This window comes from Pseudomonas guineae (assembly GCF_900113745.1).
GTDB lineage: Bacteria > Pseudomonadota > Gammaproteobacteria > Pseudomonadales > Pseudomonadaceae > Aquipseudomonas > Aquipseudomonas guineae.
This window is the reverse complement of record NZ_FOQL01000003.1, coordinates 499,297-511,780: the sequence shown is the minus strand read 5'-3', so window position 1 is coordinate 511,780 and position 12,484 is coordinate 499,297. Positions and strand designations below refer to the sequence as shown.

The following is a 12,484-nucleotide window of genomic DNA, read 5'->3' as shown; positions in this document are numbered from 1 at the left end:
TTAGAGCGCTCTGCGCTGCTCGCGGCGGTACTCGCCTGGGGTTTGCTGGTTCCAGCGTTTGAAGGCGCGCTGGAAGGCTTCGGCTGAGGCAAAGCCAAGCAGGTAGGCGATCTCACCGAATGCCAGTTCGGTGTCGCGGATATAGGCCATGGCCAGGTCGCGGCGGGTATCGTTGAGGATGCTGCGAAACTGTGTGCCTTCCTCGGCCAGCTTGCGCCGCAGGGTCCATGTGGGTAATTGCAAGCGTGCGGCGACTTCCGCCAAGTCCGGTTCGTGGCCATGCAGCAGAGGGCCGAGCAGCTGGGTAATGCGCTCACGCAGGCTGCGCGTGCGAGTCAGTTGCTGCAGTTCCCCTTCGCAGATTTCCAGCAGGTGCCGCCAGGTGCTTGGGCAGTGTTCAGGGTTGCGCAGGTTCAGGCTCTGCTGATTCAGGCGCAGCTGATTGTGCTCGCAGGCGAACTCCACCGGACAGGCAAACAACTCGGCGTACTGCGCGGCATAGTCGGGTGCGGCAAATTCTATGTGTACCTTTTCCACAGACAGGCTTTGTTGTGCCAGCTTGCTCAGTTGTTGCGCCCAGCTGGCCAGCACTGAGTCGACGACAAAGCGGTTGTAGGCGTTATACGGGCTGATCGAGTAGAAGCGTAGCCACGCGCCACGGGTGTCTTCATGCAGGCTGGATTGGCCGCGGTAATTGCTGGCATACAGCGGCTCGAAACGGATCAGTGCGCGTGCCGCTTCGCGTACCGTAGGGGCTTGCATGGCGGTGACGCCAGCCAGGCCAAGTTGGCTGAGGCGGCTGGTTTGCCCCATAAGCAGCCCTAGCCCTGGCTGCGAGCATTGCTGAATCGCCGCATGGCCTAAGCGCATGTAGCGCGGGATCGATAACCGTGCGCGAGGCTCGGCCAGGCGCGCCGCATCCAGGCCGTAACTGTCGAGCAGCGGCTGAGGGTCCTGAGCGCAATGGCGCATGGCGTCCGCCAGGCTGCCGACAAAACCAACCGACAAGTCGCCGAGTTTGACGCGCGTGTTTTTCATCATGTCGAGGCTATCCAACCTGGCTTAGACGCTGTTGAGCGTTTAGATCAGGCGTCAGGGTAGGTAGGTGCAGGGTGTTTGCCAAGTGGCGCTGCTCTTTTTGATCAGTAGGTTGTCACTTTGAGTCATTGAGCCGTTCGGCTCGGCTGATTATCGTCTAGACCATATCGACCGCGACCCACTAAGAGGTGGCGGCATCCGTGTAATGCCTCTGTTTGATCTGGAGATTTTCATGACCGCTCTCTACCCGCACCTGCTGGCCCCGCTCGATCTGGGCTTCACCACCCTGAAGAACCGCACCTTGATGGGCTCCATGCACACCGGGTTGGAAGAAAAGCCCAACGGCTTTGAGCGCATGGCCGCCTACTTTGCCGAGCGCGCCCGTGGCGGTGTCGGCTTGATGGTGACCGGTGGTATTGGTCCTAACGATGAGGGCGGCGTGTACTCCGGCGCAGCAAAGCTGACCACTGCCGAGGAAGCGGAAAAACACAAGATCGTCACCCGTGCGGTGCACGAGGCGGATGGCAAGATCTGCATGCAGATTCTGCATGCCGGCCGTTATGCCTACAGCCCAAAATCGGTCGCGCCGAGTGCCATTCAGGCGCCGATCAACCCATTCAAGCCGCGCGAGCTGGACGAAGAGGGCATCGAGAAGCAGATCCTCGACTTCATCAACTGCTCCGTGCTGGCCCAGCAAGCCGAGTACGACGGCGTTGAGATTATGGGTTCGGAAGGTTATTTCATTAACCAATTCCTTGCCGCCCACACCAACCACCGTACCGACCGCTGGGGCGGCAGCTACGAAAACCGTATGCGCCTGCCGGTGGAAATTGTCCGCCGTGTACGTGAAGCGGTCGGCCCGAATTTCATCATCATTTATCGCCTGTCGATGCTCGATCTGGTGGAAGGCGGCAGCACTTGGGATGAAATCGTCTTGCTGGCCAAGGCTATCGAAAAAGCCGGTGCGACCCTGATCAATACCGGAATCGGCTGGCACGAAGCGCGTATCCCCACTATCGCCACCAAGGTGCCGCGTGCGGCCTTTACCAAGGTCACCGCCAAGCTGCGCGGCGAGGTGAATATCCCGTTGATCACCACCAACCGTATCAATACCCCGGAGATTGCCGAGCAGGTGCTGGCCGAAGGTGACGCTGACATGGTCTCGATGGCGCGTCCGTTTCTCGCCGACCCGGATTTCGTCAACAAAGCTGCCGAAGGCCGCAGCGATGAAATCAACACCTGCATCGGCTGCAACCAGGCCTGCCTCGATCACACCTTCGGCGGCAAGTTGACCAGCTGCCTGGTTAACCCGCGCGCCTGTCACGAAACTGAACTGAACTACATCCCGACTGCCGCGGTGAAGAAGATCGCTGTGGTCGGTGCAGGTCCGGCCGGGCTGTCGGCCGCTACCGTGGCTGCCGAGCGTGGCCATAGCGTGACCCTGTTTGATTCGGCCAGCGAGATCGGCGGTCAGTTCAACGTGGCCAAGCGCGTGCCGGGCAAAGAAGAGTTCTTTGAAACCCTGCGTTACTTCAAGCGCAAGCTGGAAACTACCGGCGTTGACCTGCGCCTGAACACCCGTATCTCGGCTGATGAACTGGCCAATGGCGGCTATGACGAGATCATCCTGGCGACCGGTATTGCTCCGCGTACCCCGGCCATAGAGGGTATCGACAACGCCAAAGTGATCACCTACCTGGACGCCATTTTGCAGCGCAAGCCGGTTGGGCAGAAAGTCGCAGTGATCGGTGCGGGCGGTATTGGTTTCGACGTGTCCGAGTTCATCACCCATGCTGGTGAGTCCACCAGCCAGAACCGTGAGGCATTCTGGAAGGAATGGGGCATCGATGCGGCTCTGGAAGCCCGTGGTGGTGTCGCCGGGATCAAGGCTGATGTGCATCCGGCGGCTCGTGAGGTGTTCCTGCTGCAGCGCAAGAAAACCAAAGTCGGCGACGGCTTGGGTAAGACCACTGGCTGGATCCACCGCGCCGGCTTGAAGAATAAGAACGTGCAGATGCTCAACGCGGTTGAGTACCTGAAGGTCGACGACACTGGCCTCCATATCAGTATCGCTGGTGGCGAGCCACAGTTGCTGCCGGTCGATACCATCATTGTTTGCGCTGGCCAGGATCCATTACGCGAGCTACAGGACGCCCTAGTAGCTGCCGGGCAGAACGTACACCTGATCGGTGGTGCCGATGTGGCCAGTGAGCTGGATGCTAAACGGGCAATCAACCAGGGCTCGCGTCTCGCCGCCGAACTCTAAGCGCAAAACGCCCCGCCTTGTGCGGGGCGTTTTGTATGTGGCTCACAAAAACAAGGAGAAGCCCGTGTCTAATAGCACTCAACTGCAGGCAGAGGCTGCCGCCACGCTTACCCAGTGGTACGGTTTGATGCAAAAAAATGACCTGAACGGCCTGCCTGCGTTGCTTCATCCGCAAGCGGTGTTCCGCTCACCCATGGCATACAAACCGTATGCCGGCGCACCGATGGTTTCGCTGATTCTCAATACCGTAAGTAAGGTATTTGTCGATTTTGCTTATCATCGCGAGTTGGTCAGCGCCGATGGCCTCAGTGTGGTGCTGGAGTTCAGCGCTAAGGTGGGCGAGCGTGAACTCAAAGGCATCGACATGATCCGCTTCGATGAGAGCGGCAAGATCGTTGAGTTCGAGGTAATGATTCGCCCTATGAGTGGCCTACAGGCCTTGGGGGATGAGATGGGGCGGCGTCTGGCGCCTTTTCTGGCGGCTGCAAAAGCCTGAAGCGTGCACCAAGCCCATCACAGTTTCGCCCTGTAGGCCCGTTTTCACGGCGTGTTGGCAGGGTGACTGCCAACCCAGTCACATTGCTGGGCTTGGTTTTTCCCCTAGACTTGTCCGAGCAAGGTATAGCGCCTGAAATTCAGGTTTTGCTTAACCCGTCAGAATGTTGGCAGTCTTGCTATGTGTGCCATTTTTTGCGCAGCATAGGCAGGATATGTCACGCGCTGAGCAGAGCGCCCGTCTCGGCCTAGAGGAAAACCGATGAGCATGCAGAACAAGCCGCAGATGGTTGAGGCCGTAATGTTCTTCAGTGAACGCGGCGGCATCTGCAAGCAAATGTTTTTCCCCGAATTCGAAGCTCTACTCGACGGCGTGGTAAATATGCCGGAGTTCGCCGATCAGCAGATGCGTGTCGCGTACATGCTGATCAACCCGCGCTTGCTGATTAAAGGGCTGGTGTTCTTCTATCTGGATTTTGATGAGAAGGGCGCGCCTGATTCTGGTTGGAATATTCCTTTGCAGGCCTTGGGTGAACGCGCTGGGCGTGGCCCTGATCTGGGTGCAGGGCCTATTCGTCTGGCCTGTCGCAGCCAGTGCCCCGTGTCTTGGCACCAGATGCACCTCTGGGACCCCAGTCTAAGCCCCGGTAATAACGACTTGGCCCTGCTGCGTGATGTGGTCAAACGCAACAGTCTGGGTTTGTTGGTCGAGGATGAGCGCTCTCAAGCGGTTGCGCCAGAACGCCTGCAAATGGCCTCGGAAGATAAGTGGTACGCGCCCGATCCGGGTCAGGAAGAAGCCGCCAAGGCGAACCATAAACTTGATCAGGAACAGCGTCTGAAAGCCGCGCAACTGATCAAGCAGCAGCGATTGCGCATCAGCAGCCTGACCCAGCAGCATGAGGAAGAACTGGCTAAATTCAAGTTGGCCAGCGAGGAGCAAAGCAAGAGCCGGCAGACACAAATTACTGATCTGCAGCAGACGCTGCGTCAGCAGGAAGTGCACAACGCGGCGTTGAAGGCACAGTTGGCTGCTCAAGCTGCGAGCTTCCAAGCTGTCCGTGAAGAGATGACCGAGCAGCTGCGTGCGCTGGAGCATGATGGGCGCAGTGAAAGTGACAGCCTGCGAGCGCAATTCGAAGGTGAGATGCAGGCCAAGATTGCTTCTGCAGTGGCCGACTACAAAGAGCAGATTGCCATTCGCGATGTCGAGCTGGCTTATCGTAGCGAGCAGGACACCCAGGCACTGCAGGAAATCAATCGTCTCAAGCGTGCATATGCTGACTTGGCTAGCCAGGGCGGTGATCAGATTCTAGAACGCTTAGCCAAGCTCGGCATGGTCTTTGTGGTGTATCACCCAGGGGCCGGCCATCTGACCATTCCTTTGCAGGACATCGCCTCTTATCAAGACAACCCGCAGGCTTACGTGGCCGCCAAGTGCTTTGTCAGTGAAGAACAGTATCGCCAATGGCTGGCGCATTACCAGCAGCCGAGCTGTGAGGCCTTGCTGCCAAGCGGCGAGCGTTGCGCCATCCCGATCGATCGTATCGATACGCCCAGCCGTTTTAACCTGGCTGAGTCCAATTGCTGTGCGCGGCACAAGGCCAGTAGCCGTTTGCGGACTGTTAGTTAATCTTGCCTATTGTCCTGCCTGATTGGGCGCCACGTGCCCCTTTGCAAGCCTTGCGACTGGAGTGGTCGATTGCCGCCGGAGTTGAGCTGGCAATGTTGCGACTTGATCTGCTTGATCCGCTGATTAGCGGTAATAAGTGGTTCAAGCTCTCCCATCATCTACGTGCTGCGCAAGACAGTGACGCCGTAGGCGTGATCAGCCTGGGTGGTGCGCACTCCAATCATTTGCATGCCCTGGCGGCTGCCGGTAAACGTTTCAATTTCCAAACTGTCGGGTTATTGCGCGGCCTCCCGCAGCAGACGCCGACTGTGGCTGATTTACAGGCTTTCGGCATGCAGTTGCACTGGCTGGGCTATGCCGGCTATCGAGCCCGCCATGCACCTGAGTTCTGGCTGCCCTGGTTGGCGGATTACCCTGGGTTTTATCCAGTGCCTGAGGGCGGTGGTGGCCTGCCGGGTGCATTGGGCTGCATGTGTTTGGTGTCGCAGGTACGCGAGCAACTGGCAAGCCTGGGGTGGGACGATTATGACGCCTGGTGGCTGGCGGCCGGCACGGGCACCACGTTGGCAGGTCTGCTGTTGGGTGAGGCGGCTGCGCATCCGGTGCATGGCGCGTTGGCCGTGCCAGCCGACCATGGCGTCGAGCAACAGGTGCAGGCGATTGTCCAGGAGGCCGCTATGCCTGTTGGGCGTTATCAGTTGCATGCAGCCTGCCGCGGTGGATTTGCCAAGGTGGATGACGAGTTGCTTGGTTTTATGCAGGCCGCGGAGACAGAAAGCGGGGTGCCACTGGAACCGCTGTATACCGCCAAAGCCTTAATGGCGTTGCGCCAGCAGGTTGAGGCCGGTTACTTTGCTCGCGGCAGTCGCCTGGTGTTTGTTCATACCGGTGGCCTGCAAGGCCGTGCTGCAGCGTTGTTGCAGCACTCGCAAGCTTGTTTGGCCGATTAGTGCAGCTACACTGATTTCCACCAGCGGAGCCTGGACATTCTATGAGCGAACCCCTTAATCCCGAGCAGTTACGCAGCCTGACGCCACTCAATGTGTTGTCAGAGCAGCAGTGGCGTGAATTGCGTGGGCAATTGGTTCCGCAACCGTTGCTGGCCGGGCAAGTGTTGTTTCGTCTTGGCGATCAGGCGCGTGTGACCTATTACTTGCTGGCAGGCGAGTTGCTTCTGCAATCAGCCGATGGTCAGCAGCAGCGCCTGCAGGCTGGCAGCGAGGCGAGTTGTCACCCGTTGTCGCCCAGCTTGCCGCGCTTGCAGGAGGCCCGCGCGCTGAGCGACGCCAGCGTGCTGGCTCTGGATACCGCGACCCTTAATCGCTTACTGACCTGGCGCTTGGCTTATCAAGATCTGCTATTGGAGCTGGGGCAGAGCCATGACGAGATCGAGTGGCTGGGGCGCCTGCTGGAGAACCCACTGTTTGCCAAGGTGCCACCGTCTAATGTGCGCGCCATGCTTGAGCGGCTGCAGCGTATCGAGTTAGCCGCTGGCAGTACCGTGCTGCAGGAAGGCGATGTCGGCGACTGCTGTTATTTTCTGAAAAATGGTCGGGCCGAGGTGATTCGCGGTGCTGGTGGCGCGCAGCAGGTATTGGCCGAGCTGGAGATTGGCGCCTGCTTTGGTGAGGAAGCCTTGCTGGCTGACAGCCCGCGTAATGCCACGGTGACCATGCTGGAAGACGGTGTAGTACTGCGCCTGGACCGCCAGGACTTTTTCGCCTTGCTTAAAGCACCGGTGGTGAATGAGGTTTCGCTCGGCGAGGCATCGCGGTTGTTGGCTGCAGGGGCGCAGTGGCTGGATGTACGCTTGCAAGAAGAATACGAACGCGCCCATGCCTTGCAGTCATTGAACATGCCTTTGCAGTTGTTGCGCCTAAAGGTTCGCCTACTGGATAAGCCACGCACCTACCTGTGTTATTGCGACAGTGGCAAGCGCAGTGCCAGTGCAGTTTTTCTACTTTCACAGCTAGGCTACAGTGCCTACGCCTTACGTGATGGCGTGGATGCCTTGCCAGCTGTGCAGCGTGATGCGTTGTTGTGTGAGAGAGGCTCCGGCTACCTGGCGCGCTCAGGTGGCCGCACTGAGCGCAGTCGCTGAGGTGTTCTCGGCTTATTGTGTGAGTCGCTGACTAGTCGGCGGGTTGTGTCGGCCAGCGATCATTCACCAGAAATGCCCGTTCGGCCTCCAGCCATTGATGCTGCGGCCCCTCAATCAAGCGTACGAGTAGCTGCGCGTTGGCATCGCCCGGCAGTGCCGCGAGCCATTGACTGAATTGCGCGCCCGACCACAAATGTTCTTGCTCAACCTGCGCCGACGCCAGCCAGGCCGGTCGTGGCAGCGGTTGCCAATGACCAGGATTTTGCGTGACAAAATATACCCAGTCTGCACGGTGCAACCAGCGCCCACGTAAGTTCCCAGGGTTGCCGCCTTGCGGCGGAGCATAGGCTTGCTGCCAGGGGTGGAACAGGTAGCCGGCTAGCCACATTGCCGCTTGAGGTTGGCAAATATTCAGTTCAGCCAGCCGGTGTTTAGCCTGCTCACCAGCAGACATCGGAAGCTGGTGCTGGCCCATATGCGCCAATTTTATATCCAGGCGATCGCGGCTGCCCGGGCCTAGCCAGTGCGTCAGGTCAGCGCCGCTGCATTGCGCTCGGCCTAGATAGAGCTTGATGGCCAGCTCTAAGTGATGCACGCCTTCGTCATCACGCAGCAGCATATCCAGCTCACCCAGGGTATGACCTTGCTGGCGGATGGGCAGGTTAGCTGCCAACACGGTGATACCCGGTGCAGCATGCAGAGCAAACTGCCAGAGGCGTTCGTAGTAGAGACCCAAGCGGCGCACCGAGTGCTGGCTTAGCCACTGTTGCAGTGCCTGACTGTCCGCATCCAGGCTGAGTAACCAGTCAGCCAGCGCATCGGGTTGCCGGCTCCAGTTACTGGCCCTGAGCGGATGGCGCTGTGGCCAAGGCGATTGCGCCAGCAACGGCGGCGAAAGCAGCGTCCACGCCAGATCACGCACGACGGGTTGGCGTAGCTGAGAGGGCAGGTCGATGAGTGAAGGGAAGGGCGTCATGTTGCCAGCATAGCGCAGAGCCGGTCAGCGGTTTGCCGCTGCCATGGGCTTTCGCCCATAATCCGAATCACTAGATAGAGCCTGGCGGGAGCCCCATGGAGCAATTTCGTAATATCGGCATCATCGGTCGGCTGGGCAGTACCCAGGTTCTTGACACCATTCGCCGGCTGAAGAAGTTTCTGCTCGCTCGTCACCTGCATGTGATTCTCGAAGACACCATCGCTGAAGTGTTACCTGGCCATGGTCTGCAGACCTCCTCGCGGAAAATTCTTGGGGAGATCTGCGATCTGGTGATCGTAGTCGGCGGTGACGGCAGCATGCTCGGTGCCGCCCGCGCGTTAGCGCGGCATAAGGTCCCGGTGCTGGGCGTGAACCGTGGCAGCCTGGGCTTTCTTACCGATATTCGCCCCGATGAGCTGGAGGTGAAGGTCGCGCAGGTGCTTGAAGGGCACTACCTGACGGAGAATCGCTTTCTGCTTGAAGCCGAAGTGCGCCGTCATGGCGAAGCCATCGGTCAGGGTGATGCGCTCAATGATGTGGTGCTGCATCCCGGTAAGTCGACGCGGATGATCGAGTTTGAGCTGTATATCGACGGCCAGTTCGTCCTTAGCCAAAAGGCTGACGGCCTGATTATCGCCACACCGACTGGCTCGACGGCCTATGCCTTGTCTGCTGGCGGGCCGATCATGCACCCCAAGCTGGATGCCATCGTGATCGTGCCGATGTACCCGCATACCCTGTCTAGCCGGCCAATCGTGGTGGACGGCAACAGCGAGCTGAAAATCGTCGTGTCCAAGGATTTACAGATTTATCCACTGATCTCCTGCGACGGACAAAACCACTTCACCTGTGCCCCGGGTGACACCATCACCGTGGCCAAACGGCCGCAGAAGCTGCGCCTGATTCATCCGCTTGACCATAATTTCTATGAGGTCTGCCGCAACAAACTAGGCTGGGGTAGCCGGCTCGGCGGGGGTGATTAATGCACCTCGATCCTGCGCGTGGTTACGATTTGATCGGTGATATTCATGGTTGCGCGAAAACCTTGGAGCATCTACTGACGACCCTAGGCTATCGGCAACAGGCGGGTGTTTGGCGTCATCCACAGCGTATGGCGATTTTCCTCGGCGACTTGGTTGACCGTGGTCCGCGCATCCGCGAGGCCTTGCACTTGGTGCGTGACATGGTCGCGACTGGTCAGGCGCTGTGCATCATGGGCAACCATGAATTCAATGCGTTGGCCTGGAGCACGCCGGCTGCCCCTGGTAGTGGCCAGCAGTTCGTCCGTGAACACACGCCGCGGCATGCTCGGCTGATCAAGGAAACCCTCGAGCAGTTCGAGGCATACCCTGCTGAGTGGCAGTCGTTTCTCGACTGGTTCTATGAGTTACCGCTGTTTATTGATGCGGGCTATTTTCGCGTAGTGCATGCCTGCTGGGACGCCAGCCTGATCGAGCCACTGCGTGCGCAGTTTGCCGATGGTTGCATTGATGAGCATTTCCTGCAGGCGGCCGCGGTGCATGGCAGTTTTGCCAATACTGCGTTTGATCGCTTGCTGCGGGGCACCGACATGCGCCTGCCACACGGCATGACCCTGACCAGTGATGACGGTTTTACCCGCGCGCACTTTCGCACCAAGTTCTGGGAGGAAGACCCGCAAACCTACGGTGATATCGTCTTTCAGCCCGATGCATTGCCGGAATTGGCGGCGCAGATGCCCCTCAGCGAGTCGCAGAAAACCGAGTTGCTCAAGTACGGGGCTGATCAGCCGTTGTTGTTTGTCGGCCACTACTGGCGCAGTGGCAAACCCGCACTCATTCGCAGCAACCTGGCCTGCCTGGATTACAGCGCCGTCCTCAACGGCAAGATGGTCGCCTATCGACTCGATCAGGAGGTTCGCTTGGACCCCAATAAGTTTGTTTGGGTCGATGTTGATAGCCCGGAGGCGCGACCATGACTGCCATCGCGGCGATGCGTTTACCTGAACAGGTCGACTTGAGCGGTTTTATCAGCTTGCTGCAGCGGTTGCAGGTGCCGCACCGGGTCGCGGAAGAGGCGGGTGAGCAGGTGCTTTGGGTGCCTGATGAGCAATTGGCCGAACAGGTATGTGCGCTCTATGCACGTTATCCACTGGGGGATGCCGCTGTCACGCTTGATCCGCCGCCGCGTGCAGCCAATACCCCGTCGAGGTTTGTCCAGCAACTGCGCGCCAGCCGTATAACCGCTGCTGTTCTGTTGCTGACCTTCATTGTCGCGGCCCTAACCTTGCTCGGCGATAACCTGGCTACAGTAAGCTGGCTTAGCTTTGTCGATTACCGTGTGCAGGGCGATTACATCTATTTCGACTACCTCAACGGCACCTTGGCCAGTGGCCAGTGGTGGCGGCTGTTGACGCCGATGCTGATTCACTTCGGCATTCTCCATCTGGCGATGAATACCCTGTGGTATTGGGAGCTAGGGCGGCGTATCGAAGGGCGTCAGGGACCCTTGATGTTGCTTGGGCTGACCCTGTTATTCAGCCTGGCGGCTAACGTTGCGCAGTACCTGCATGCCGGTCCCTCAGTGTTTGGCGGTCTCTCCGGTGTGCTTTACGGCTTGCTCGGGCATTGCTGGATCTTCCAGCGCCTAGCCCCTTGCAATGCTTATCGGCTACCACCTGGTGTGCTGGTGATGATGCTGGCCTGGCTGCTGATCTGCATGACCGGGATTTTCGAGTTGCTGCAATTCGGCGCGATTGCCAATGCCGCGCACGTCGGTGGCCTGCTGGCCGGTTGCCTGACCGGGTTGCTTGGCGGTGTGCTGGCGCGCCGGCAGCGCAGTTAGTTATTCAACAGGCTGGTAAACTGCCATTTTGCATTTGGAGGCGCCATGTCGTCTTTTATTGAAGCGATTGAAAACATCACCCCTGAGATTTATCAGAGCCTTAAGCTGGCTGTGGAAATCGGCAAATGGCCGGATGGCCGCAAGCTGACCCAAGAGCAGAAAGAACTGACTCTGCAGGCGCTGATCGCCTGGGAAAGCCAAAACCTGCCGGAAGAAGAGCGCATCGGTTATATGGGCCCGCAAGCGTGCAGCTCGAAATCCGCGCCAGTGCCCAATCTGTTGTTCAAGTCCTCGGATACCCTGCACTGATGACTGAGTTAGCCCGCGGTGCCCTGAGCAAAATGGCTGCACAATTGGATGCGCCGGTGCAGTACAGCTTTCGCCTGGGGGATGAGCTGCTGCCGGTTAATCCGCTGATCGGCAAAACCCTGCGCCTGGAGTTTCTCGGTGCGATCCACTGCAGCCATTGTGGGCGCAAGACTAAAAGCAGTTACAGCCAAGGCTATTGCTACCCCTGTATGCAGAAGTTGGCGCAGTGCGATATCTGCATCATGAGCCCCGAGCGTTGCCACTATGACGCCGGCACCTGCCGTGAGCCCAGTTGGGGCGAGCAGTTTTGCATGACTGATCACGTGGTCTACCTCGCCAACTCTTCTGGAGTGAAAGTCGGTATTACCCGCGCCACGCAAATCCCCACGCGCTGGATCGATCAGGGCGCCAGCCAAGCGCTGCCGATCTTGCGCGTCGCCACTCGCCAGCAGTCCGGCTTTGTTGAAGACCTGCTGCGCAGCCAGGTGGCGGACAAAACCAACTGGCGCGCGCTACTCAAAGGTGATGCTGCGCCAGTCGACCTTGTCGCCGTGCGCGAGCAGCTGTTTGCCAGTTGCAGCAGCGGCTTGACCGAATTGCAGCAGCGCTTTGGTATTCAGGCCATTCAGCCGCTTAGTGATCAGCCCGTGGTGCAGATTGCCTATCCGATTGAGGGCTACCCGGCCAAGATAACCAGTTTCAATCTGGACAAGAATCCGCTGGCCGAGGGCACGCTGCTGGGCATCAAGGGCCAGTACCTGATGTTCGACACCGGCGTGATCAATATTCGCAAGTACACCGCTTATCAGCTCGCCGTCCACGAACTGGCCGTCTGAGTTTTCC

Annotated in this window: 12 protein-coding genes; 10 read left to right on the top strand and 2 right to left on the bottom strand. The window is 58.8% G+C overall.

The window, feature by feature from the left end:
• Entirely contained in the window at positions 1–1,038 is a 1,038-nt protein-coding gene (locus BMZ32_RS13910) for an AraC family transcriptional regulator (protein ID WP_090243077.1), read from the bottom strand.
• 232 nt (positions 1,039–1,270) lie between these two features.
• On the opposite strand from BMZ32_RS13910, the gene BMZ32_RS13905 reads away from it, so the two are divergent.
• The 5 genes from BMZ32_RS13905 (at position 1,271) to BMZ32_RS13885 (ending at position 7,533) form a co-directional block, all read left to right on the top strand.
• Positions 1,271–3,304 carry an NADPH-dependent 2,4-dienoyl-CoA reductase gene (locus BMZ32_RS13905; protein WP_090242961.1) on the top strand — a complete coding sequence of 678 codons (2,034 nt, stop codon included), beginning with the start codon at positions 1,271–1,273 and terminating at the stop codon, positions 3,302–3,304.
• Between the two features lie 64 nt (positions 3,305–3,368).
• Positions 3,369–3,800, top strand: a complete 432-nt coding sequence (locus BMZ32_RS13900) for a nuclear transport factor 2 family protein (protein ID WP_279626729.1) — start codon at positions 3,369–3,371, stop codon at positions 3,798–3,800.
• 261 nt (positions 3,801–4,061) lie between these two features.
• Complete coding sequence (locus BMZ32_RS13895) at positions 4,062–5,432, top strand: chromosome partitioning protein ParA (protein WP_090242957.1); 1,371 nt, start codon at positions 4,062–4,064, stop codon at positions 5,430–5,432.
• Positions 5,432–6,382 (top strand): 1-aminocyclopropane-1-carboxylate deaminase/D-cysteine desulfhydrase, encoded by a 951-nt coding sequence (locus tag BMZ32_RS13890; protein WP_090242955.1) that lies wholly within the window; start codon positions 5,432–5,434, stop codon positions 6,380–6,382. Before BMZ32_RS13895 ends, BMZ32_RS13890 begins: the two co-directional genes overlap by 1 nt.
• Positions 6,383–6,423: 41 nt before the next feature.
• On the top strand, positions 6,424–7,533 hold the full coding sequence (locus BMZ32_RS13885) for a cyclic nucleotide-binding domain-containing protein (RefSeq protein ID WP_090242953.1): 1,110 nt from the start codon (positions 6,424–6,426) through the stop codon (positions 7,531–7,533).
• 31 nt (positions 7,534–7,564) lie between these two features.
• On the opposite strand, the gene BMZ32_RS13880 is transcribed toward BMZ32_RS13885, so the two are convergent.
• Positions 7,565–8,509 (bottom strand): DUF1853 family protein, encoded by a 945-nt coding sequence (locus tag BMZ32_RS13880; protein WP_090242951.1) that lies wholly within the window; start codon positions 8,507–8,509, stop codon positions 7,565–7,567.
• Positions 8,510–8,604: 95 nt separating this feature from the next.
• Here BMZ32_RS13880 and BMZ32_RS13875 point away from each other — a divergent pair, with 95 nt between their 5' ends.
• The 5 genes from BMZ32_RS13875 to BMZ32_RS13855 are packed head-to-tail and all read left to right on the top strand — an operon-like array spanning position 8,605 to position 12,477.
• The gene (locus BMZ32_RS13875) at positions 8,605–9,492 is read left to right on the top strand and encodes an NAD(+) kinase (protein WP_090242948.1); all 888 of its coding nucleotides are present in this window, start codon (positions 8,605–8,607) and stop codon (positions 9,490–9,492) included.
• Positions 9,492–10,466, top strand: coding sequence for a metallophosphoesterase (locus tag BMZ32_RS13870; protein WP_090242946.1), 975 nt, complete (start codon positions 9,492–9,494; stop codon positions 10,464–10,466). Before BMZ32_RS13875 ends, BMZ32_RS13870 begins: the two co-directional genes overlap by 1 nt.
• A complete protein-coding gene (locus tag BMZ32_RS13865; protein WP_090242944.1) occupies positions 10,463–11,332 on the top strand; it encodes a rhomboid family intramembrane serine protease in 870 nt (289 codons plus the stop codon). The genes BMZ32_RS13870 and BMZ32_RS13865 overlap by 4 nt, the downstream gene beginning before the upstream one ends.
• A 45-nt stretch (positions 11,333–11,377) precedes the next feature.
• Positions 11,378–11,641, top strand: coding sequence for a YeaC family protein (locus BMZ32_RS13860; protein ID WP_090242942.1), 264 nt, complete (start codon positions 11,378–11,380; stop codon positions 11,639–11,641).
• Positions 11,641–12,477, top strand: a complete 837-nt coding sequence (locus BMZ32_RS13855; RefSeq protein ID WP_090242939.1) for a DUF2797 domain-containing protein — start codon at positions 11,641–11,643, stop codon at positions 12,475–12,477. Before BMZ32_RS13860 ends, BMZ32_RS13855 begins: the two co-directional genes overlap by 1 nt.
• Positions 12,478–12,484 lie beyond the last annotated feature (7 nt).